At 59.1% G+C, this 22,298-nt stretch carries 23 protein-coding genes; 12 read left to right on the top strand and 11 right to left on the bottom strand.

The genetic code is table 11. From position 1 onward, the window contains the following. Positions 1 to 11 precede the first annotated feature (11 nt). The 6 genes from AS136_RS23220 to AS136_RS23195 are packed head-to-tail and all read left to right on the top strand — an operon-like array spanning position 12 to position 3,880. Positions 12 to 326: a PTS sugar transporter subunit IIB gene (locus tag AS136_RS23220; protein ID WP_004151864.1), complete on the top strand. Its 315-nt coding sequence runs from the start codon at positions 12 to 14 to the stop codon at positions 324 to 326. After that, the gene (locus tag AS136_RS23215) at positions 319 to 1,686 is read left to right on the top strand and encodes a PTS sugar transporter subunit IIC (RefSeq protein WP_004203642.1); all 1,368 of its coding nucleotides are present in this window, start codon (positions 319 to 321) and stop codon (positions 1,684 to 1,686) included. The genes AS136_RS23220 and AS136_RS23215 overlap by 8 nt, the downstream gene beginning before the upstream one ends. Then, the gene (locus AS136_RS23210) at positions 1,673 to 2,515 is read left to right on the top strand and encodes a class II fructose-bisphosphate aldolase (protein WP_008807896.1); all 843 of its coding nucleotides are present in this window, start codon (positions 1,673 to 1,675) and stop codon (positions 2,513 to 2,515) included. The genes AS136_RS23215 and AS136_RS23210 overlap by 14 nt, the downstream gene beginning before the upstream one ends. Before the next feature lie 58 nt (positions 2,516 to 2,573). Continuing rightward, a complete protein-coding gene (locus tag AS136_RS23205; protein WP_002882858.1) occupies positions 2,574 to 2,843 on the top strand; it encodes a hypothetical protein in 270 nt (89 codons plus the stop codon). A 9-nt stretch (positions 2,844 to 2,852) separates the two neighbouring features. Beyond that, positions 2,853 to 3,290 (top strand): PTS sugar transporter subunit IIA, encoded by a 438-nt coding sequence (locus tag AS136_RS23200; RefSeq protein WP_008807895.1) that lies wholly within the window; start codon positions 2,853 to 2,855, stop codon positions 3,288 to 3,290. Then, positions 3,287 to 3,880, top strand: coding sequence for a P-loop nucleotide/nucleoside kinase family protein (locus AS136_RS23195; protein ID WP_008807894.1), 594 nt, complete (start codon positions 3,287 to 3,289; stop codon positions 3,878 to 3,880). Before AS136_RS23200 ends, AS136_RS23195 begins: the two co-directional genes overlap by 4 nt. On the opposite strand, the gene AS136_RS23190 is transcribed toward AS136_RS23195, so the two are convergent. Both AS136_RS23190 and AS136_RS23185 read right to left on the bottom strand, forming a co-directional pair. Next, positions 3,877 to 4,200 carry an AzlD domain-containing protein gene (locus tag AS136_RS23190; RefSeq protein WP_008807893.1) on the bottom strand — a complete coding sequence of 108 codons (324 nt, stop codon included), beginning with the start codon at positions 4,198 to 4,200 and terminating at the stop codon, positions 3,877 to 3,879. The two genes, AS136_RS23195 and AS136_RS23190, sit on opposite strands and share 4 nt — an antisense overlap. After that, positions 4,200 to 4,859, bottom strand: coding sequence for an AzlC family ABC transporter permease (locus AS136_RS23185; RefSeq protein ID WP_008807892.1), 660 nt, complete (start codon positions 4,857 to 4,859; stop codon positions 4,200 to 4,202). The genes AS136_RS23190 and AS136_RS23185 overlap by 1 nt, the downstream gene beginning before the upstream one ends. Before the next feature lie 100 nt (positions 4,860 to 4,959). Here AS136_RS23185 and AS136_RS23180 point away from each other — a divergent pair, with 100 nt between their 5' ends. The 4 genes from AS136_RS23180 to AS136_RS23165 all read left to right on the top strand — a co-directional run bounded on the left by AS136_RS23180 (position 4,960) and on the right by AS136_RS23165 (position 10,137). After that, on the top strand, positions 4,960 to 5,508 hold the full coding sequence (locus AS136_RS23180) for a helix-turn-helix domain-containing protein (RefSeq protein ID WP_002882865.1): 549 nt from the start codon (positions 4,960 to 4,962) through the stop codon (positions 5,506 to 5,508). 87 nt (positions 5,509 to 5,595) lie between these two features. Next, positions 5,596 to 6,591: a substrate-binding domain-containing protein gene (locus tag AS136_RS23175; protein WP_008807891.1), complete on the top strand. Its 996-nt coding sequence runs from the start codon at positions 5,596 to 5,598 to the stop codon at positions 6,589 to 6,591. Between the two features lie 115 nt (positions 6,592 to 6,706). Then, positions 6,707 to 8,830 carry an alpha-galactosidase gene (locus AS136_RS23170; RefSeq protein WP_023323424.1) on the top strand — a complete coding sequence of 708 codons (2,124 nt, stop codon included), beginning with the start codon at positions 6,707 to 6,709 and terminating at the stop codon, positions 8,828 to 8,830. A 41-nt stretch (positions 8,831 to 8,871) separates the two neighbouring features. Then, the gene (locus AS136_RS23165; protein ID WP_023323425.1) at positions 8,872 to 10,137 is read left to right on the top strand and encodes an MFS transporter; all 1,266 of its coding nucleotides are present in this window, start codon (positions 8,872 to 8,874) and stop codon (positions 10,135 to 10,137) included. A gap of 37 nt (positions 10,138 to 10,174) precedes the next feature. Here the strand turns inward: AS136_RS23165 and rhaM are convergent, their stop codons facing one another. The 9 genes from rhaM to rhaB form a co-directional block, all read right to left on the bottom strand. Then, on the bottom strand, positions 10,175 to 10,489 hold the full coding sequence (gene rhaM / locus AS136_RS23160; protein WP_002882870.1) for an L-rhamnose mutarotase: 315 nt from the start codon (positions 10,487 to 10,489) through the stop codon (positions 10,175 to 10,177). After that, positions 10,486 to 11,634: a lactaldehyde reductase gene (fucO, locus tag AS136_RS23155; protein ID WP_063267042.1), complete on the bottom strand. Its 1,149-nt coding sequence runs from the start codon at positions 11,632 to 11,634 to the stop codon at positions 10,486 to 10,488. Before fucO ends, rhaM begins: the two co-directional genes overlap by 4 nt. Positions 11,635 to 11,791: 157 nt before the next feature. Next, positions 11,792 to 12,796, bottom strand: a complete 1,005-nt coding sequence (locus tag AS136_RS23150) for an ABC transporter permease (protein ID WP_023340872.1) — start codon at positions 12,794 to 12,796, stop codon at positions 11,792 to 11,794. Then, complete coding sequence (locus tag AS136_RS23145; protein WP_162823417.1) at positions 12,793 to 13,800, bottom strand: ABC transporter permease; 1,008 nt, start codon at positions 13,798 to 13,800, stop codon at positions 12,793 to 12,795. Before AS136_RS23145 ends, AS136_RS23150 begins: the two co-directional genes overlap by 4 nt. Next, complete coding sequence (locus tag AS136_RS23140) at positions 13,797 to 15,308, bottom strand: sugar ABC transporter ATP-binding protein (protein ID WP_016162048.1); 1,512 nt, start codon at positions 15,306 to 15,308, stop codon at positions 13,797 to 13,799. Before AS136_RS23140 ends, AS136_RS23145 begins: the two co-directional genes overlap by 4 nt. A gap of 146 nt (positions 15,309 to 15,454) precedes the next feature. Beyond that, on the bottom strand, positions 15,455 to 16,441 hold the full coding sequence (gene rhaS, locus AS136_RS23135; RefSeq protein WP_008807884.1) for a rhamnose ABC transporter substrate-binding protein: 987 nt from the start codon (positions 16,439 to 16,441) through the stop codon (positions 15,455 to 15,457). A gap of 81 nt (positions 16,442 to 16,522) precedes the next feature. After that, positions 16,523 to 17,353 carry a rhamnulose-1-phosphate aldolase gene (rhaD, locus tag AS136_RS23130; protein ID WP_008807883.1) on the bottom strand — a complete coding sequence of 277 codons (831 nt, stop codon included), beginning with the start codon at positions 17,351 to 17,353 and terminating at the stop codon, positions 16,523 to 16,525. A gap of 151 nt (positions 17,354 to 17,504) precedes the next feature. Beyond that, positions 17,505 to 18,764 (bottom strand): L-rhamnose isomerase, encoded by a 1,260-nt coding sequence (gene rhaA, locus AS136_RS23125; protein ID WP_012543272.1) that lies wholly within the window; start codon positions 18,762 to 18,764, stop codon positions 17,505 to 17,507. Then, positions 18,761 to 20,227, bottom strand: coding sequence for a rhamnulokinase (gene rhaB, locus AS136_RS23120; RefSeq protein WP_032756526.1), 1,467 nt, complete (start codon positions 20,225 to 20,227; stop codon positions 18,761 to 18,763). Before rhaB ends, rhaA begins: the two co-directional genes overlap by 4 nt. A gap of 310 nt (positions 20,228 to 20,537) precedes the next feature. Between rhaB and rhaS (AS136_RS23115) the strand changes: the two genes are divergently transcribed. Beyond that, complete coding sequence (gene rhaS / locus AS136_RS23115; RefSeq protein WP_008807880.1) at positions 20,538 to 21,374, top strand: HTH-type transcriptional activator RhaS; 837 nt, start codon at positions 20,538 to 20,540, stop codon at positions 21,372 to 21,374. 73 nt (positions 21,375 to 21,447) lie between these two features. Next, positions 21,448 to 22,293 carry an HTH-type transcriptional activator RhaR gene (gene rhaR, locus AS136_RS23110; RefSeq protein ID WP_008807878.1) on the top strand — a complete coding sequence of 282 codons (846 nt, stop codon included), beginning with the start codon at positions 21,448 to 21,450 and terminating at the stop codon, positions 22,291 to 22,293. The last annotated feature ends 5 nt before the right edge of the window (positions 22,294 to 22,298 follow it).

Below are 22,298 nucleotides of genomic sequence, written 5' to 3'. Positions count from 1 at the left end.
GGAGACCCTCCATGCTGAAAATTTTATGCGTATGTGGCTGCGGCCTCGGTTCAAGCTTTGCCATTGAAATGACGGCGAAGGCAGTTTTAAAGAAGCTGGAAATTCCCGCTCATATTGAACACACCACCGTTTCCGAAGCTGGGGCCTTTAAATCGGATATGATTCTGACGCAAAAAACCTTTGCCGACATCTTAACCGCCGATGCCAGTGAAGAAGAAATTAAACGTGTCGTGGTATTGAATAAACTTACTGATAAAGAGGAGATTGAAACCAAGATCGTCGCATTCTTAAAAGAACGTCATCTGAAGGTGGCTGATTATGAATAGCTTCGTTGCGTTTATCGTTAAGGATTTACTCGGCCAGGCATCCATCCTTATTGCTTTTATTGCCATGCTTGGCCTGATCCTGCAAAAGAAATCGCCAGGCAAAACCGCGGAAGGGACATTTAAAACGCTGCTCGGTTTCTTAATTATGATGGCCGGGATAAACATCATTGTCGCCACCCTGACCTTCCTGAATGATATCTTCACCCAGGGGTTTGGCATGAAAGGCTATATTACCGATGTGGCCGCCATCGCCGGGTTAGCGAATCGGGAATTAGGTTCGGAAGTGGCGCTGACGCTGCTGGTGATCTTTGCTGTCAACATTATTATCGCCCGTCTGACGCCGCTAAAATATATTTTCCTGACCGGCCAGGCGCTGCTGTGGATGGCGACAATTGGGGCTGTGATTGGCTATAAGTCCGGGCTCACTGGCGTACCGCTGATTTTAACCGGGGGTATCTTCGGCGGTGTGATGGCGGTCTTAATGCCGGCCCTGGCTCAGCCGGTGGTCAGGCGCATTACCGGGTCTGACGATGTGGCCCTGGGGCACTTCTGTACCATCGGCTATCTGGTGCAGGCTGCGGTCGCTAAAGTTGTCGGAAAAGGCTCTCGCTCCACGGAAGATCTCGAACTGCCTGATAACTTTAAGTTTCTGCAGGATACCTATCTGGCCATGGCGGTGGTGATGGTGCCGATGTATCTCATCCCGGCTATTGCGGCGGGGCCGCAGTACATCGCGCAATTCTCCGGCGGCATTAATTACCTGATGTATGCCTTCATGCAGTCCATTCAGTTTGTCGCCGGGGTCTTTGTCCTCTATAGCGGTGTGCGTTTATTACTCAATGAGCTGGTGCCGGCTTTTCGCGGTATCGCGATGCGTATTGTCCCGGATGCAAAGCCTGCTCTCGATTGCCCGGTGCTGTTTCCCTATGCGCCAAATGCGGTGATTGTCGGATTTCTGGCGACGACTGTCGGCTCGATTATCGGCATGCTGGTTTTCCCGATGTTCGGTCTGGCGATGATCCTCCCCGGGCTGTTAACCAACTTTTTCGCCGGCGGTACGGCAGGGGTATTTGGTAATGCGCTGGGCGGACGTCGCGGGGCGATGATCGGCGGGGTTATCCACGGTCTGTTTATCACTTTTCTGCCGGCTATTCTGGTGCCCATGCTGGAGAGCTACGGCTTTACGGGCGTCACCTTCAGCGATTCTGACGTCATCAGCTCCGGTCTGGTATTAGGCCACGCCTTCCAGAATAACTGGCTCTTTGTCGCCTTGTTTATTGTGTTTGTCGCCGCACTGGCATGGTTTGTAAACGGTAAATCCGCTAAGCCGAAAGGGGAAAATGTTCATGAGTCTGTATAATTTTAATGAGATTTTAAACATCGCTCAGGAAAGAAATTTTAAAGCGATTGGCTCGTTTAACTTGCACTGTATTGAGATGTTACCGGCTTTTTTCAAAGCCGCGCAAAACAGCCACAGCCCATTAATGATCCAAATATCAACCGGTACCGCAGAGTATCTGGGGTATCGGTTACTGGTCGATGCCGTGCGTTCATTAGCAGACAGTGAAAATATCCCGACCTGCCTGCACCTCGATCACTGCTCCGATATTAAAGCCATCGAGACGGCAATGAATGCGGGCTTTTCTTCGGTGATGTACGACGGGTCTCACTTAAGCCTCGAGGAAAATATCGGTAACACGCGGATTGTGGTGGAAATGGCCCGGCCGCGGAATATTACGGTAGAAGGTGAGCTGGGGGCGATCGGCGGGTCAGAGGATGGAAAAGCGGTGGCTGCCGAAGATATCTGTTTTACTACCGTCGACGACGCGAAACGTTTTGTGGAGGAGACGCAGGTCGATATGCTGGCCGTCTCGGTGGGCACTGTGCATGGCCTGTACACCGGTAAAGCGCAGATACAGCATGCGCGGCTGAAGGCGATAAGCGAAGCGACTGGCGTGCCGCTGGTGCTGCATGGCGGCACAGGCGTTAGTGACGACGATATGCGGCTGGCCGTCACTGAAGGGATTAATAAAGTGAACGTCGGAACGGAAATGAACGTGCAGTGGGTCGACCGCTGTAAATCAACGTTCGAGAAAGGAAAAGTAAATGACAGCGTACGGAAATTTTTAATTCCCGCCAACCAGGCAGTGACTGCCGTATTAATGGAAAAAATGGCGCTATTTAAATAGCGTTTTTACCGACACATATCTTTTGTTGCCCTGTCTTCCGCCAGGGAGGGAGCTTGCTATGTTTGAATCATTGAAAACGCTGTGGAAAAAAGAGCAAAACCCGCTGCAGGATTATGATCAACAGTCCCGTCAGCTGGCGGAAGAGATCGCCAGACTGGAAGGCGAATTACAGCGCCAGCCCGATAATAGCGACGTGCAAAAAACATTGATGTTGACTTACAACCGGGCATTATCGGTATATGCCAAGAGTAAGAGCCACCGGCAGGATATCGATGCGCTGTTTCTGCAGATTGATAATTTACGCAATATTATTCGTCGCAATATCTAGGAACAGAGAATGACCATAAAAGAACTGCTTATTGAGGCCGATGCCATTCAGGTTGGCGTTGTGGAATCCGACTGGCAGCGGGTAATAAAGTTGGCTGCCCGCCCGCTGGAGGCGAAAGGCTTTATTTCGGCGGAATATAGCCAGGCGGTGATCGATAATACCTTGAATCATGGCGCTTATTACGTTTTTGATGAAGGGATTGCCATCCCCCATGCCCGCCCCGAGTGCGGCGTCAGACGCAACTGCTTTAGCCTGGTGGTGCTGAAAAAGCCCATCCCGTTTGCGGACAGTGAAAAGGCGGACATTGTTATTATGTTTGGTGCCCGGGACAGCAATGCGCATATCGAGGAGGGCATCCGTTCCATCGTCGCGCTGCTGGATAACAATGACACCATGGCCAAACTGCGGACGGCCCGCAGCCGGGAGGAGGTCGTCGCATTACTATGAACAGACATCTGACCCCAGGCTGCAAAACGGCCATATTAATCAACGGCATTCCGGCGTCGGGGAAGAGTACCATCACCCGTTTGCTGGCGGAGACCTTTAGTCTGCCAGTGTTGACGATCGACGGCATCAAAGAGCCGTTTATGGCGCGCCTGGCCCCTGTCGACCGGCCGATGAATCGCCAGCTGGGCTGTGCGGCGTATGAGGTGATTTGGTCGATTGTCGGCGCGTCGCCTGCCAGCATGGTTTGGTTGATCGACGCCTGGTTCGGTTTTCAGCCGCGGGAGACCTTGCAGAGACTGCTACAGCAGGCGGGCGTGGAGCAGGTAATTGAGATCTGGAACCATATTACCCCGGAGCTGGCCGTCGCACGCTATGCCTCGCGGCTGGCGACGCGGCCGCCGGGCCACCCCGGCGAGGAGTATCTGCCGGAGCTGGCCCAGCTGGCCGGGCGGGCGCAGCCCATGTCTTTAGGGCCCGTATTGACGATAGACCAGCGGTATCCGCTGGAGATAAAACCGATTATTCACTGGCTTGAAGGCACGATCGCTGGAAAGCACGCCGGTTTGGCGGATTACGCTTACCCGCCCTAAGGCATACCCGCCAGGCGCAGCAGCGCGGTCACCACGGCGGCGGCGATAATCACGCCGATCAGCGGGACCTTGCGCCAGGCGAGGAACACGGCGACAGCCACACCCAGAACGCGCGCCATGCCGGCGAAATGCGCCCCTTCATAGAAGGTGGTGGCCAGGGCGACGGAAAAAAGCAGCACCGTCGCCGCATCGGAAAGCAGCGCCTGCGAGCGCTCGGAAAATGCCAGCCGATTGCCGAGCTTCGCGCCGCCGAGGCGCATCAGATAGGTTCCCAGCGACAGGATGGCGATACCGGCGATAAACAGCGTCATATTGCCCATTATTTTTTCCTCGACAGTAAACCAAACAGCGAAAGCAGCACCGGCAGCCCGGTGGGCACAAACGGTACGGCGGCAAGCGCCAGTGCGGCGCCGCTGGCGGCGCGGATCAGCGTAGTGCGGTTTTTAAAGGCCGGGATCACCAGCGCCAGCAGGATCGCCGGGAAGACCGCATCAAGCCCGATGGTTTCCGGCGCTGGCAGCAGTTTGCCGACGGCCGCGCCGGTTAGCGTGCCGAGGGGCCAGATCAGCGCGACGCCGGCGCCGCACAGCCAGTAGGCCGCTTTGCGCTGCGCGGGGGTGGGCTGCGACAAGCCAAAGACCACGCTCTCGTCGTTCATAATGTGGCACCCGATAAAGCTTAAGGCGCGCCGACCAACCAGTTCGCGCACGGTCACTCCGAACGGGATATGGCGCGCGTTGACTAACAGGCCAGCGGCAGCGGCGGCCAGTGGGCTACCGCCGCTGGCGATAATGCCGATAAACATGAATTCAGAAGCGCCTGCCAGCACGGACACCGAAAGCAAGAGCGGCACCCATAAAGGGAAGCCGTAAGCCACCGCCAGCGACCCATAGGACATGCCCACCACCCCGACGGCAAGGCAGACCAAAACGATCGCTTTTATCGTGTCTCCGCTGAGACTGGAGAGAGTTTGTTTCATATCACTTAGCCATATCGAACGATTTCCCATTATAATGAACACATAATGAACGTTTTTCAAGACGAACGAATCGTTCGATATAAAAAACAAAGGGGCGGGTATGACACAGCCAATCAGCGTTATTGCCAAAAGCCTGGTGCGGGAGCGGGCGCGGACCGGTCTCTCGCTGGCGGAAGTCGCGCGTCGGGCGGGTATCGCAAAATCCACGCTATCGCAACTGGAGTCCGGCAACGGCAATCCGAGTCTGGAAACGCTGTGGTCGCTCTGCGTGGCGCTGGATATCCCGTTTGCCCGCCTGCTTGAGCCGCAGGTGAACAAAACGCAGGTGATCCGCCGCGGAGAGGGGACAAAGGTGGTGGCGGAGCAGGCGAACTATCAGGCCATTTTGCTGGCCGCTTGTCCGCCAGGCGCGCGTCGGGACATCTATTTACTGTTAACCCAGCCCGGCGCCGATCGTATTTCGCATCCGCATCCGCCAGGCTCGGTGGAACATATTATCGTCACCCAGGGGCGGGCGCGGGTAGGGCTGACGTCGGCGCCGGAAGAGCTCGGCGAGGGCGACTATATCTGCTACCCGGCGGATCAGGAGCATGTTTTTCAGGCGCTGGAGCCGGATACGCAGGCTCTGCTGATCGCTGAGCAAAACTGACATCGCGTCGGCGGGGGACGCGCGCTCGCTGGACGTCATAGCCATATTGCGGGAAACTAGCTTTCCTATGCGAAAACAGGGATTTTTATGTCGCTGAAAGCCATTGCCAAACAACTTGGGATCTCCGTCACGACCGTCAGCCGGGCGTTGAACGGCTATGACGATGTGTCACAGGAGACCCGCGCCCGGGTTGAGGCTGAAGCGCAGCGCCGGGGCTATCGCCCCAACACTTTCGCCCGCCGTCTGAAAATGGGCACCATTGATGCCGTTGGTCTCGTCTTTCCTGTCCGCCCCGCGCCGCTCAACAATAACGTTTTTCTTGAGATGGTTGGGGAGATCAGCCATGAGCTGGCGCGCCATGACATTGATTTGTTGCTGATCGCCGATGATGAACAGGCGGATAAACATGGATATATGCGCATGGTGCAGGGCCGTCGCGTCGACGCTTTAATCGTGGCCCATACCCTGGATGACGATCCGCGGCTGGCGCAGCTGCAGGCCTCAGGCTTTCCGTTTCTGGCGCTTGGCCGTAGCCGCCTGGCACAGCCCTACGCCTGGTTTGATTTCGATAACTATGCCGGCACCTGCCGCGCCACCCGCCATCTGATTCAACAGGGCCACCAGCGTATCGCTCTGCTGGGTGAGAACAACAATCAGGCGTTTATTTTGCAACGGCGTAACGGCTATCTCGATGCTCTGCGCGAGGCGGGGTTATCCGATGCATGGCTGCGTAGCGTGCCGGCGACGCGCCGCGGCGGCTATCAGGCCACGCTGGAGTTGCTGCGCCTGCCGGAGCCGCCTACCGCGATTATCACCGACTGCAACACCCATGGCGATGGCGCCGCGATGGCGCTCGCCCATCTGGGGCGTTTGACCGGTGACAACCGCGTCGCCTTAGTAGTGTATGACGGCTTGCCGCAGGACAGCATCATTGAGACCGACGTTGCCGCGGTGATCCAGTCCACGCGGCAGGGTGTGGGACGGCAGATTGCCGATATGGTCCGCCGCTTAATTGCTGGCGAGGATCTGGCCTCGCTGCAGGTGCTCTGGCAGCCCGAATTCATCCCCGGCGAAACTGCCTGACCTGACCCCTTTTTAACCCGTAATTCTGAAGCCGATCACGGATCCGAAACGTTTTGGTTGGCATCCGAAACGTTTCGGATCAACAGTAAGACATTCCTTGTTATGGAGATGTCTGATGTCTGATTCGCTGATTCACCTGCAAAGTGCCGGTGCCGATGTTGTCATTAAAACTCGCCCTTTCGCCGAAATTGTCTACTGGGGGCCACATTTAAGCCACTTTTCACCGCAGGATGCCGACAGCCTGACGCGCCCGGTCGCCAACGGCAGACTGGATGTCGATTCGCCAGTGACCTTAATGGCGGAGCTGGGCCATGGCCTGTTTGGCGCGCCGGGCATTGAAGGCCATCGTCAGGGTCTGGATGCCTCTCCGCTGTTCACCACCAGCGAAGTGCGGCACGAGGGCCAGACGCTGACCCTGGTCAGCGAAGATCCACAGGCCGGCCTGCGTCTGCACAGCGAGATCGCGCTGGATGCCAGCGGCGTGCTGATCGTGCGCCATGGCGTGACCAATCTGCGCGCCAGCCCATGGCAGGTGGATCGCCTGGCGGTCACATTGCCGGTCGCCGAACGCGCTCGCGAGGTGATGGCTTTCCATGGCCGCTGGATCCGCGAGTTTCAGCCTCACCGCCTGACGCTGGAGCACGACAGCTTTGTGCTGGAGAACCGCCGCGGGCGCACCTCTCACGAACATTTCCCGGCCCTGATCACCGGCAGCCGCGCCTTTAGCGAGATGCAGGGTGAAGTCTGGGGCGTACATCTGGCCTGGAGCGGTAACCATCGCCTGCGGACGGAGGTGAAAACCGATGGCCGTCGCTATCTGCAGGCCGAGGCGCTCTATCTGCCGGGCGAAATGGCGCTGGCGGAAGGGGAAACCTTGTGGACGCCGTACCTGTATGCCAGCTACTCGGCGAACGGGCTGAACGGCATGAGCCAGCAGTTCCATCGTTATCTGCGCGAACGGATTATTCGCTTCCCGGGCAACAAGCCGCGTCCGGTGCATCTCAACACCTGGGAGGGGATCTATTTCGACCACGACCCGGACTACATCATGCGTATGGCTGACGAGGCGGCGGCGCTGGGCGTCGAGCGCTTTATTATCGATGACGGCTGGTTTAAAGGGCGCAACGACGACTGGGCGGCGCTTGGGGACTGGTATCTTGATGAGAAAAAATACCCCTACGGCCTGACGCCGGTTATTGATCACGTGAAATCGCTGGGGATGGAATTCGGTATTTGGGTGGAGCCGGAAATGATTAACCCGGACTCCGATCTGTACCGGGCGCACCCGGACTGGGTGCTGGCGCTGCCGGGCTATACCCCGCTGACCGGCCGCCATCAGTTTGTCCTGAATCTCAACATTCCGGAAGCGTTTGATTATCTGCTGGAGCGGATGAGCTGGCTGCTGGGCGAGCACGCGGTGGACTACGTGAAGTGGGATATGAACCGCGAGCTGGTGCAGCCTGGGCATCAGGGACGCGCCGCCGCGGACGCGCAAACGCGCCAGTTCTACCGCCTGCTGGATACGCTGGTGGCCCGTTTCCCGCACATTGAATTTGAATCCTGCTCCTCCGGGGGCGGGCGGATCGATTATGAAGTCCTCAAGCGCAGCCATCGCTTCTGGGCGTCTGACAATAATGACGCCCTTGAGCGCAACACCATCCAGCGCGGCATGAGCTACTTCTTCCCGCCGGAGGTGATGGGCGCGCATATTGGCAATCGCCACTGTCATGCCACCTTCCGCCAGCACAGTATCGCCTTCCGCGGCCTGACGGCGCTGTTTGGTCATATGGGACTTGAGCTGGATCCGGTGAGCGCTGATGAAGAAGAGCGCGCCGGATACCGGAAATATGCGGCCTTACATAAACAGTGGCGCGACGTGATCCATCACGGCGTGCAGTGGCGGATGGATATGCCGGACGCTACCACCCTTGCCCATGGCGTCGTCAGCCCGGATAAAGCGCAGGCGATTTTCCTCGTCAGCCAGCTGGCGATGCCGGACTACACCCTGATGGCGCCGCTGCGCCTGGCGGGGCTGGAGGCGAGCGCCCGCTATCAGGTGACGCTCCTCGATCATCCGAACATTCAGATAACCGGCGAGGGTGGCCACACCATGCGGAAGCTGCCGGCATGGATGACGACGCCGCAGACGGTGAGCGGTGAGTGGCTACAGCAGGCGGGGCTGGCGCTGCCCATCCTCGACCCGGAAAGCGCCATTCTGATTGGCCTGCAACGCGTGTGATGGTATCGGGCCGCGTCGCGGCCCTTCTTGAGGAAAATATAATGAACCCGACCGTCTGTACCCACAAAAACAACCCCAACTTCTGGATTTTCGGGCTGTTCTTCTTTCTCTACTTCTTCATCATGGCCACCTGCTTTCCGTTTCTGCCGATCTGGCTGTCGGACGTCATCGGCCTGAATAAAACCGAAACCGGCCTCGTTTTCTCCAGCCTGTCGCTGTTCGCCATCTGTTTCCAGCCGGTCCTCGGGGTGATCTCTGACAAGCTGGGGCTGAAAAAACACCTGATGTGGATCGTGACTGTTCTGCTGGTGCTGATTGCTCCCTTCTTCCTCTATGTTTTCGCTCCGCTGCTGAAAACCAACATCTGGCTCGGGGCGCTGAGCGGCGGCGCCTATATCGGCTTTGTATTCTCCGCAGGCGCCGGCGCGATGGAGGCCTATATCGAACGGGTAAGCCGCAACAGCGGGTTTGAATACGGCAAGGCGCGCACCTTTGGCTGTCTGGGATGGGCGCTGTGCGCGACCACCGCCGGAATGCTGTTCAGCATTAATCCCGAATGGGTGTTCTGGATGGGGTCGGCCGCCGCGCTGCTGTTGGTGGTGCTGGTGGCCATCGCCAAACCGCAGGCCAGTCAGTCCGCGCAGGTGATGGATTCGCTCGGCGCCAATCGCCCGGCGATCGATTTAAAAACGGCGGTGCGCATGTTCCGCCAGCGTAAGATGTGGATGTTTATTCTGTATGTCATCGGCGTGGCCTGCGTGTATGACGTTTTTGATCAGCAGTTCGCCACCTTTTTTAAATCGTTCTTCGCGACCCCGGAAGCGGGCACCCGCGCCTTTGGTTTCGCCACCACCGCGGGAGAAATATGTAACGCCATCATTATGTTCAGCTCGCCGTGGATTATTAACCGCATCGGGGCGAAGAATACCCTGCTGATCGCCGGGATGGTGATGGCGGCAAGAATGATTGGCTCTTCCTTCGCCACTACGGCCGCGGAAGTCATAGCGTTGAAAATGCTCCATGCGCTGGAGGTGCCGTTCCTGCTGGTGGGCGCCTTTAAATACATTACCGGTGTGTTTGATGTCCGGCTGTCGGCGACCATTTACCTGGTGGGCTTCCAGTTCGCCAAGCAGGTGGCGGCGATCTTCCTCTCCGCCTTCGCCGGCAATATGTACGATCGGATCGGCTTTCAGGATACCTATATGATCCTCGGCGGTATTGCCCTGACGGTTACCTTAATCTCAGCGTTTACGTTAGCGGGTAAGGCGAAAACCGAGCCGCTTCGGGATAATGCGATGACCGTTTAATCGACCGGCCTCCCGTCTGGAGGGAGGCCGGTTATTTTCACGCCAGATAAAACACTTCTTTGAGCTCCGCGCTCAGCGGGCTGTTATCCGGGTTGCTGGGCATCACCTCGCGCATGTATTTCCACCAGCGCTGGCACACTTCCGTGCTGGCGACCGCCTCCCAGCGGGCTTCCGACTCAATCTCCACCGTCGCGAACAACAGATGGCGTTCTTTATCGAGATAAATGGCGTAATGGTGCGCGCCGTGGTCCTTCAGCACTGCCTCCAGCTCCGGCCAGATGGGATTATGGCGGCGCTGGTACTCCTCGTGCGCGTCGGGGTTCACCTGCATGACGAAAGCTTTACGGATCATAAGGCCTCCAGATAGAGCTCGCGAACCTCATCGCGGCTGGCGGGGCGCGGGTTACACGGCGCGCAAGGGTCGGCCAGCGCTTTATCCAGCCAGCCTTCGATATCGGCTTTGCTGACGCCAAGCTGGCTGAAACCCTGGGGGATCCCTACGTGTTTGCTCAGCGTGCGGATGGCATTGATGGCCTCCATGCTGGCAGCCTCATCGCTCATGCCGCGGGTATCGACGCCCATCGCCTGCGCTACGCGGGCGAAGCGCGCCACCGCGTTCGGACGGTTAAAGTTTTCGATAATCGGCAGCAGGATGGCGTTGCACACTCCGTGTGGCAGGTTATGGGTAGCGCCAGGCTGATGGGCCAGGGCGTGTACCAGCCCGAGACCGGCGCTGTTGAACGCCATGCCCGCCAGATACTGGCCAAAGGCCATCTGCTCGCGGGCCTGCAGATCATGTCCATCGTCTACCGCTTTCGGCAGCCACAGGTTGATCAGGCGAATGGCCTCGAGGGCGTTGACGTCGGTCAGCGGATGGGCGCCAACGGAAACAAAGGCCTCGATGGCGTGGGTCAGGGCGTCCATGCCGGTGGCGGCGGTAACGGCTGGCGGGATGTCGAGCATCACGCTGGCGTCGTCGACGGCGATATCCGGGATCAGGTTGGGGTCGATAATCACCTCTTTCACCTGCCGCTCGCTATCGATAATCACTGCGTTGCTGGTCATCTCCGCCGCCGTGCCGGCGGTGGTGTTGATGGCCACCAGCGGCACGCCAGCGTTTTTCACTTTGCCGACGCCGGAGTAGGCTGTGGAGGGACCAGGGTTGGCGGTGAGGATTTTTATCGCCTTGGCGGTATCAATCGGGCTGCCGCCGCCGAAGGCGATCAGGTAATCGCAGCGGGCCGCCTGGTAAGCCGCGTAGCCTTGCTGCACCAGCGCTTCGGTGGGGTTGGGGAACACGTCGTCAAATAGCTGATAAGCCATCTGCTGTTCATCCAGCGCGGAAAACAGACTGTCCAGCAGGCCCAGCTTCACCAGTTGACCGTCGGTGACGATCAGCGCCTTGCCCCACTGCTTACCGGCCACCAGTTTAACCATATCACCGATAGCGCCTGCGCCGTGGAGGCTGATTTTAGGTAGTGCCAACATAAAACTCATGATAATTCTCCTTAATGTTGATTTTGGAAAATCCGTTTCCCCTCACCCCAGCCCTCTCCCGCAGGGAGAGGGGGAAAACCGATCCCGGACTACAGGCTGCCTGCGTGCGCCGGGCAGTCCCCTCTCCCTTGGGGAGAGGGCCAGGGTGAGGGGGAAATTAACATCGTCTTCGCTGCATCATCCGCCGGGTCATAATCGGCAGGGAGATCACCACGATCAGCATGGCGCCGATAATCACCGACATCACGATACCGGGGACGTTCAGCAGGCTCAGGCCGAAGGTCACCAGCCCCATCAGAAAGGCGGCAATGATCACCCCGGGCATGCTGCCGGAGCCGCCGAGAATATTGACGCCGCCGAGCACCGCCATGGTGACAACCGCCAGCTCCCAGCCCATCGCCAGGGTGGGGCGGGTACTGCCGAGCCGTGAGGTCAGCAGGACCGCCGCCAGCCCGGCCATCAGCCCGACCAGCGCGAACAGCACCAGGTTATGACGCTTAACGTTGATCCCGGAGAACCAGGCGCCGGTCGGGTTATTGCCGATGGCGTAGGTCCGGCGACCAAAGTTGGTTTTATGCAGCAGGAAGGTGAAGGCGGCCGCGAGGAGGATAAACAGCGCAAACTCAAAAGAGAGCGCCCCCCACACGTAGCCCTGGCCGAACCAGGCAAAGCTCTCCGGATAGTGATTGAGCGCCTGATCGCCCAGCAGGATATAGGTGATGCCGCGATACAGGCTCATGGTGCCGATGGTGATCACAATGGACGACAGGTTAAAGCGAGTCACCAGCAAGCCGTTGAACAGGCCGCACAGCAGACCTACGCCCAGGCCGATGACCACCAGCAGCGGCGTGTCCACCCCCGCTGCCGCGCAGAGGCCCATCACCGTTGAGCTGAGCGCCATCGTCGAGGCCACCGACAGATCGATTTCCCGGGCGATAATCAGCATCGCCATCGGCAGGACGACGATCGCCTTCTCGGTAAAGGTAAAGGTCGCGTCCGAGAGGTTCCAGATATTGAGGAAGTACGGGGAAGCCACCGCGTTGCCGATAAATACCGCCAGGGTGACCGCCAGTAAAAACCCTTCCCAGCACAGCAGGCGGCGCAGCCGCGACGGCGCGGCCGGGGCGTTTTTCATCTCTTCAGATACCATCATCTTGCTCATGATTTCACCGCCTGTTTCTGTCGGGCTAACGCCGCGTTGCGCAGGATTAACCGCCCGTGACCGCGATTGCCGCGCTCGTTGAGCAGCACCGCCATGACGATCACCGCCCCGGAGATCGCCATTTGCCAGAAGGGCGAGATGCCGATCACCGGCAGGGCGTTATTGATGACCCCGAGGAACAGCGCGCCGCACAGGCAGCCCAGCACCCGTCCGCTTCCGCCCATGGTGCTGATACCGCCGATCACGCAGGCCGCGACCACCTGCAGTTCAAAGCCGTTCGCCACGTCGACATAGGCGACAGCGAAACGCGAGATCCACAGATAGCCGCAGAAGCCGGCCAGCGCGCCGGAGAGACAGAAGCTGACGAACTGCATTTTTCCGGCGTTAATGCCGGTGTAGTACGCCGCCGTCGCGTTGCCGCCTGCGGTGTACAAGGCCCGGCCGGTGCGGCTGTAGCGCAGGAAATAACCCACCAGCAGCAGCGCGGCGATGGCGCACCAGCTCAGCAGCGGCAGCCCCAGGAGCGCGCTGCGCGGCAGACTGAGAAAATCAGCGCTCATCTGATGTGAGTTAACCCAGCCGCCGTCAGTCAGCAGGAAGATAATGCCGCGATAAATGCTCATGGTGCCCAGGGTCACCACGATGGCGGGAATGCCGAGGCGCCAGACCAGCAGGCCGTTAATCATCCCCATCAGCAGGCCCAGCAGGGTTGCCAGTGCCAGCAGCGCCACCACCGGAATACCCGGATAGTGGGCGTTAAGCAGGGCGACGATCATCCCGGTCAGCGCCAGGTTGGCGGCCATCGACAGATCGATGCCTTTGGTGAGCAACACAATCATCTGCCCGAGGGCGAGGATGATAAGGATGGCGGTATCGTTAAACATCTCCACCAGATTGCCCGGTGAAACGAACGACGGCGCCCGGCTGCCGATGGCGCCGATCATCAAAATGATGACCAAAGCCAGCAGCGCTTCGCGATGTTTAAGCCATGCGTGTCCCATCATGCCGCCTCCTGGCCGATGCCGCTGGCCGCGCTAACGATGGTTTCCGCTGTCGCTTCCCCGGCCTGGTATTCGGCGACCATCAGCCCTTCGTGCATCACGATAATCCGGTCGGCCATGCCCATCACTTCCGGCAGCTCTGACGACACCATAATCACCGCCAGTCCCTGGCTGACCAGCTCGGACATAAACTGATGCACGGCGGCTTTTGAGCCGATATCGATGCCTTTGGTCGGCTCGTCGAGGATAATCACCTCGGGGTGGGTCGCCAGCCATTTGCCGATCACCACTTTCTGCTGATTGCCGCCAGAGAGGGTCTCCACCGGCTGCCGCCAGCTGAAGGCTTTAACCTGCAGGCGCGAGGCGTACTCGTCCGCCAGCCGCCATTCCCGGGCGTCGTTCAGGACGCCGTTAGGATTGAGCTTGCTGAGCTGCGGTAAACTGATGTTCTGGGCGATGGGCAGAGCGATGATCGCTCCCTGTTTCTGCCGCTCTTCCGGCACGCAGACGATGCCCGCGCGGATGGCGTCGGCGGGCTGGCGAAAGCGCATGGGGCTGCCGTTCAGGCGGATCTCGCCGGAGGAGGGACGCGAGACACCGGAGAGCGCCTGCATCAGCTCGGTGCGTCCGGCGCCCACCAGGCCGTAAAAGCCGAGAATTTCGCCCTTGCGCAGGCGGAAGCTGATATGGGCAAACTCGGTAGGATGACAGAGATCAGTCACCTCCAGCACCGTTTCTCCGGGCGTGCAGTCGATTTTCGGGTAGGTTTGGGTGATCGCCCGGCCCACCATCATCGACACCATTCGCTCTTCGGTGATGTCGCTTATCGCCCCGGAGCTGACGTACACCCCATCGCGCAGGATGGTGTAATAATCGGCCAGCTCGAAAATTTCATCGAACTTATGCGAGATAAACAGGATCGCTTTGCCGTCCTGCTTCAGACGCTCAACGATGTGATAAAACTCCAGGATTTCATGCTGGGAGAGGGCGGCGGTCGGCTCATCGAGGATCACCACCTGGGCGTCGAAAGCCAGCGCCCGGGCAATCGCCACCATGTGCCGCTGGGCGATGCTGAGGGTTTTCAGCGTGGCCCGCGGGTCGATCTGGACTTCCAGCCGGGTGAGGATCTCGCTGGCTCTGCGGTGCATCGCCGGCCAGTCGAGCGTTTTTAACAGTCCCTTATACAGATACTGGCCGACGAAAATATTTTCACTGACCGAGAGTTCGTCAAACAGCACGGTTTCCTGGTGAATGGCGGTGATCCCTACCTTATGCGCCGATTCCGGCGTTGGCAGATGAATAGGGATCGCTTTATAGAGGATCTCGCCCTCTTCGGGCTGATAAATACCGGTCATCACTTTGACCAGCGTGGATTTCCCCGCGCCGTTTTCGCCGATTAAGGCGGTCACTTTGCCGGGCCAGAGATCAAGCTGCACGTTCTCAAGGGCGCGCACACCGGGAAAAATCTTGGTGATCCCCTTCAGCGACAGCAGTGGCGTTGATGCTGACATGATAGTTCTCCACAAAAATCACCCCTCACCCTAACCCTCTCCCCAAAGGGGCGTGGGAACGGTCCGGCGTCCGCTGGCCACATCGTGCAGAGGACCAGCCTTTCCCCCTCTCCCTCCGGGAGAGGGCCGGGGTGAGGGAACAAGGGTTAGAAAATTTTCGAGAACTTATCGATGTTGCTCGCATCGTAGACGAACGGCTCGGCCATCGCGCCATTCCCCTCAGCATCCAGCTTCACTTTGCCCAGCTTGCCCATACTGGCTTCGGTTTTGGTCGCCGTGCCTTTGACTAAATCGTCGGCCAGATAGGTGGCGGCGTAGCCCAGGTCAATCGGGTTCCAGATGGCGAAGCTTTTGCTGGCGCCGGACTTGATCGCGCCGGCCATTTCCGACGGCAGCCCCAGCCCGGTGACATAGACTTTGCCGATTTTGCCCTGATCCTTCACCGCCTGCGCGGCGGCAACAATGCCCACCGACGACGGCGAAACAATGACTTTCAGGTCCGGATATGATTTCAGCAGGCCCACCGCTTCGCGGTAGCTTTTATCCGACAGATCGTCCCCGTAGGCGACGGTGACCAGCTGTACGGACGGATACTGCGGCAGCACCTTTTTCATCTCCTCAATCCAGATGTTCTGGTTAGTGGAGGTTGGGGTGGCGCTTAACACGGCCACCTCGCCTTTCTCAACGTTCAGCGCCTTCAGCGCATCGGCGGCGAGCTTGACGTTGGTTTCGCCAATTAAGGCGTTATTCGAGGGGTTAAGATGGATCTGGCGGCCTGCCGGCGCCACGCCGGAGTCCCACGAGACCACCTTGATGCCGCGCTGCATCGCTTTTTTCAGCACCGGTACCACGGCGTCCGGATCGTTGGCGGAAATGGCGATCGCATCCACGCCCTGGGCGATCAACCCGTTCAGCACATCGATCTGCGCTTCGGCGGTGGTAGTGGTCGGGCCGGTGTAGATCACTTTGACATCACCTAACTCTTTGGCTGCCTGTTGGGCGCCAACGTTGGCGGCTTCGAAGAAGCCATTTCCCAGCGATTTCGCCACAAGGGCGATCTTAACTTCTGCTAAGGCGGAACCGGACAACGCCAGGGCGGCAACGGTGAGGATCAAGCTTGTCTTTGTTTTCATTGCTTTTACTCCACATGAGTTAGTTTTGTAGGGTTTGCAGGTGATGTTTCGCCCCGTCTCGGTGAGCGGGGCGCGATGTTGTTATGGATAAAGATCTAAAGCGGACTGCAGCGGCTGCACGTTGAAGCGTTTGCCAAGGGCGATAAGCTCTTCGCGGGTGATGGTCTGCTTCATCCCGCCCATGGACAAGACTTTCACCAGCACTTCGGCGGACTTCTCGGCGGTGTCGATCAGGCCGAAGGTCTCATCCAGCGTGGGGCCGCTGCCGAAGACGCCGTGGAATGGCCACAGCACCAGCGAGTGTTTTTGCATGGTTTCGGCGGTCGCCTGGCCGATTTCATCGGTGCCCGGCACCATCCACGGCAGAATGCCGACGCCGTCCGGGAAGACCACCAGACATTCGGTGCTACCTTCCCACAGCTTGCGGGTGAACAGATCGCTGTGGTTCTCCAGAACATAGGTCAGGGCGATCAGGTTGGTGGCATGGCAGTGCATGATCACCCGGTCTTTGCCGCCGGTCAGTTTGATGCGCTCGCTATGCGACAGGAAGTGTGCCGGCAGCTCGGAGGTCGGTACGGCATCCTCGGTGAGGCCCCACAGGATATGGTATCCCGCGCCATCGCTGTCGACCTTTACCACGCCGAGGTTAGCGGCCGGGTCGAGCTGGACGTTACGGAAGAATTTGCCGGAGCCGGTGACAATAAATGGCTGGTTGGCCAGGATTGGCATCGGCTGGCTGAGGGCGATGTAACGCGGTTTGGCGTGGAAATCCGCCGCATAAGGTTCGATATCCGCTTCATCCAGACGCAGCGTCAGGTTGCCGCCGTTGCGTTCGTCCCAGCCTTTCAGCCAGGCGTCGGAGGTGGCTTTGATCATGCCCTGGACGAACCAGGCGTCGATAATGGTCTGCATAGTCTTGTCTTTCCTGTTGATTTGGTGGGGGTAGCCCCTCACCCTAACCCTCTCCCCACAGGGGAGAGGGAACTGTTCGGTGCGCTCTGGCAACATCGCGCAGTTCGTAGCCCGGGTAAGGCGTCAGCCGCGACCCGGGAAAGCCCGTGCATTACCCGCGCTGGCTCAGAACCGCATTCTCATAAGCCCGCACGTTGTCCAGCCACTGACTGCCCGCCGGCGTGTCGTGACGCTGACAGTACATCTCCCAGATAGCCTGCCACGGCAGCGATTTTTGCTCTTCGAGCAGCGCCAGGCGGGCGGTGTAATCGCCGTCGTTCTCCAGCTGACGAAGCTGAGCGGTCGGTTCCAGCAGGGCACGCAGCAGTGCTTTTTTCATATTGCGGGTACCAATTACCCAGGCCGCGATGCGGTTGATGGAGGCATCGAAGAAGTCGAGGCCGATGTGCACGCGGTCAAACAGGTTATGGCGAATGATTTCACTGGCGATGGCCTGGGTTTCATCATCCAGCAGCACCACGTGGTCGCTGTCCCAACGTACCGGGCGGCTGACGTGCAGCAGCAGGCGCGGGATGTAGAGCATGGCGGCAGAGATTTTGTCGGAGATCACTTCCGTCGGGTGGAAATGGCCGGCATCGAGACACAGCGCCGTCTGGCGGCTGGTGGCGTAGCCCATATAGAACTCGTTGGAGCCGACGGTGTAGCTTTCGGCGCCGATGCCGAACAGCTTGCTCTCCACGGCGTCAATATGGTGCGCCGGGTCGAGCTTCTCGCTGATCACTTCATCAAGGGCATTCAGCAACCGCTGGCGCGGCGCGAAGCGGTCAACGGTAATATCTTTCATGCCGTCCGGCACCCAGATATTCATCACCGATGGGGTACCCAGCTGTTCGCCAAAATAAGCGGATACGCGACGGCTGGCTTTGCAGTGGTCGATCCAGAACTGGCGGATCTCATCGTTGGCGTGCGACAGGGTAAAGCCGTCGGCGCTCAGCGGATGCGAGAAGCAGGAGGGGTTGAAATCCAGCCCCAGTTTGTTGGCTTTCGCCCACGTAACCCAGTTTTTAAAGTGCTCCGGCTTAATCTCATTGCGCGCTACCGGCGCGTCGGATTCCAGGTAAATAGCGTGCAGGTTGAGACGCTTTGGTCCCGGGATCAGGCTCAGCGCCTGCTCAAGGTCGGCGCGTAGCTCTTCAGCATTGCGCGCTTTGCCTGGGTAGTTGCCGGTCGCCTGGATGCCGCCGGTCAGGCTTCCCGCCGGGTTTTCGAAACCGGCGACGTCGTCACCCTGCCAGCAGTGCATGGAGACGGGCAGACGGTCCAGCTGGCGCAGGGCCTCCTCGACATCCACGCCGACGGCGGCGTAGCGCTGCTTAGCAATTTCCCAGGCTTGTTCAAGTTGAGTGGTCATGCGCAAAGCTCCTTGGTCTGTTGTGGCTGAAACTGCGCCACGAAACGGGCAATTTCACTATCAGGATTGGGGGTAAAAGCGGTGAGCGCCGCGTTGTCGCGCACCACTTGACGAAACTCATCGACATTGGCCAGCTCGTCGAGGGTCATTAACTGGATGCCGATATTGCCGAGGGTGGAGGCTTCTATCGGGCCGGCCACGACGGCGATCCCGCAGGCGTCAGCGCACAGCTGGTTAAGCAGCGCGTTCTGGCAGCCGCCGCCGACGATATGCAGCTGGCTGAAGGGCTGGCCGCGCAGCGCCGCCAGCTCGTTAAGCACCCGGGCGTAGAGCAGCGCCAGGCTGTCGAAAATGCAGCGCGCCAGCTCGGCATCGCTTTCAGGAACGGGCTGCCCGGCATCGCGACAGGCGGCCTGGATCTCGGCGCTCATACTGGCCGGGTTGATAAAGCGGTCATCGTTGCAGTCAATCATGAAGCGGCACGCCGGTAGCGCGGCGGTGCGGGCGATCAGCCCCTGCAGGTCGCTGACGTTTTGCTCTTTCAGCACCCGCTGCAGCAGCCACAGGCCCATGATATTTTTCAGCACCCGGTAGCGGCCTTCCGCTCCGCCTTCGTTGGTGATATTGGCCTGCAGCGCCGCGTCGCAGTTGTATGGGGTCAGGCTCTCAAACCCCATCAGCGACCAGGTGCCGGAGGAGAGATAGGCGGCATCACGGTCGGCCAGCGGAGAGGCGATCACCGCGCTGGCGGTGTCGTGGCTGGCGACAGCGACCACCGGAATACGGTTGCCCTGCGGGCAGATCCAGTGACCAATCACATTGCCGGGGTGGGTCGGCGTTCCGAACCACGCCAACGGCGCGCCGGTCCAGTTCAGCAGCGTCTCATCCCAGCTATCGCTATTGATGTTAACCAGCTGGGTGGTGGTGGCGTTGGTATATTCCCAGTTCAGATTGCCGGTCAGGCGGAAGCTGAAATAGTCGGGGATCAGCAGGGCATGCGCGGCCTGACTGACCAGCTCCGGCTGCTGCTCCACCAGGGCGCGCAGCTGGTAAAGGGTGTTAAACGGCAGAAACTGAATACCACTGCGGCGATAGATCTCCGCCCGGCCCAGCTGTTCTTCAGCGTGACGTAGCAGGCCCTGGGTGCGGTCGTCGCGATAGGAGATCGGCAGTCCGACGCGCTGGCCCTGCTTATCCAGCAGGACATAATCCACCCCCCAGGTATCGATGCCGATACTGTCGATCAGGATGCCCTGCTCACACACTTTCTCCAGCCCGCGACGGATCTCGCCTTCCAGGCTATCCACATCCCAGCAGTCGAAGCCATCCACCTTCTGCAGGCTGTTGGTGAAGCGATGGATTTCCCGCAGGGTCAGGGCGCGTGGCCCGGACTGATAGCTGGCGAGCATCACCCGCCCGCTGGAGGCGCCTAAATCGACGGCGACACAATGACGAATACTCATGGAAAGACCCTTCTTAAAATCATTGTCCGCAGTCTAAAAAAGGCCGCTTACTGACACCTTCTCGCTACGGACAGTCAAAACTGGCCGCTGGCAAGAAAGCAAAGGTGACCGTGAGGGAAATCACAATTTGCGGTTTTAGGGGGTGGCGAGGGGGATGTGATGGCGTCCGCAGTTCCGTATCTTTCCGACTGATTCTTGAAAAAGCGGCAGGATTTACGAATTTCATGGTCAAAAATTGAAGGCCGGATAGCCAACCCTTCATTACTATCAGCCGGTGACTGATAATTTTTCTCATTACGAGGGTGGCATCATGACCATATTGCACAGTACGGATTTCTTTAAGGCCGGGATCTCGACGGTGGCTATTGAACCCCGCCTCCCTCAGTCGGCCTTTCCGGAACATCACCATGATTTCCATGAAATTGTCATCGTGGAGCAGGGCACGGGTATTCACGTCTTCAATGGTCAGCCCTATACCATCGGCGGCGGTTCGGTCTGCTTTATTCGCGATCACGACCGGCATCTGTACGAGCATACGGATAACCTGTGTCTGACCAACGTGCTCTATCGCGCGCCGGATGCGTTTCGTTTTCTCGCCGGGGTCAGCCAACTGCTGCCCCAGGAGCAGGAGGGGAACTACCCATCGCACTGGCGGGTGAACCAGACGGTCCTGCAGCAGGTTCGGCATATCGTGGCGCAGATGGAGGCCATGGGGAGCGAAACGGATACCCATGCCGTCGCCAGCCGTGAGATCCTGTTTATGCAGCTGCTGGTGCTGTTACGTAAAAGCAGCCTTGCGGAAGAGGCCACCAACAACGATGCGCGGCTGAATCAGCTGCTGGCCTGGCTGGAAGATCATTTTGCCCAGGAGATCTGCTGGGAGGAGGTGGCGGCGCAGTTTTCGCTGTCGCTGCGTACCCTGCACCGCCAGCTGAAGCAGCAGACCGGCCTGACGCCGCAGCGCTATCTTAATCGGGTGCGCCTGATGAAGGCCCGGCATCTGCTGCGCCACAGCGATGAAAGCGTGACTGATATCGCTTTTCGCTGCGGCTTCGGCGACAGTAACCACTTTTCGACGCTTTTTCGCCGCGAATTTGACTGGTCGCCGCGCGATATCCGCCAGGGCCGCGACGCCATTCTTCAGTAACGCGAGAAGAGTCAACGTATTGCGGGCTAAAAACGCGAATAATGCGCCCTTATCCGCGTTTGGAGTGTGAGCCGTGGCCGGTCTGATTCTACGTAAAGAGGAGTTTTTCCCTTCCGCCACGCAGGCAGTGGCGGTGGCTGACCGCTACCCGCAAAACGTTTTTGCCGAGCATACCCACGAGTTCTGCGAGCTGGTGCTGGTGTGGCGCGGCAACGGGCTGCACGTCCTTAACGATCGCCCCTGGCGCATTACCCGCGGCGATCTGTTCTATATTCGCGCCGAAGATAAACACTCCTATGCTTCGGTTAATGATTTAGTCCTGCAGAACATCATCTATTGCCCGGAGCGGCTGCAGCTCAATTTTGACTGGGCGGGGACGATCCCTGGCCTCTTTGGCACGCCGTGGAAGCCCCACTGGCGCATGGGCAGCACAGGTATGGCGCAGGCGCGCCAGGTGATTAGCCAGCTTGAGCATGAGTGCGCCCGGCGCGACGCGCAGGGAAATGCGATGGCCGAACTGCTTTTTGCCCAGCTGGCGCTGACGTTGCAGCGCCATCGCTACGCGACGGATGATCCCGCGGCGACGCAGCGCGAAGCGCTGCTGGACAAACTGCTGGCCGCGCTGGCGGCCAGCCTCAGCCGCCCCTTTGTTCTGGAGCGTTTCTGCGAGCAGGAGGGCGGCAGCGAGCGGGCGCTTCGCCAGCAGTTTCGCCAGCAAACCGGGATGACCATCAATCACTATTTACGCCAGCTGCGGATCTGCCATGCGCAGTATCTGCTGCAGCATACCGAGCGCTTAATCGGCGATATCGCCATGCAGTGCGGCTTTGAGGACAGTAACTACTTTTCGGTGGTTTTTAGCCGGGAAATCGGCATGTCGCCGGGGCAGTGGCGGCAGCGCAGTCGCGCCGCCGCCTGAAGACC

It is taken from the genome of Klebsiella sp. D5A (genome assembly GCF_001620885.1).
Classification (GTDB): domain Bacteria; phylum Pseudomonadota; class Gammaproteobacteria; order Enterobacterales; family Enterobacteriaceae; genus Klebsiella; species Klebsiella variicola.
Note: the sequence above shows the minus strand (reverse complement) of the source record. Positions and strands in the feature narration are given on the sequence as shown.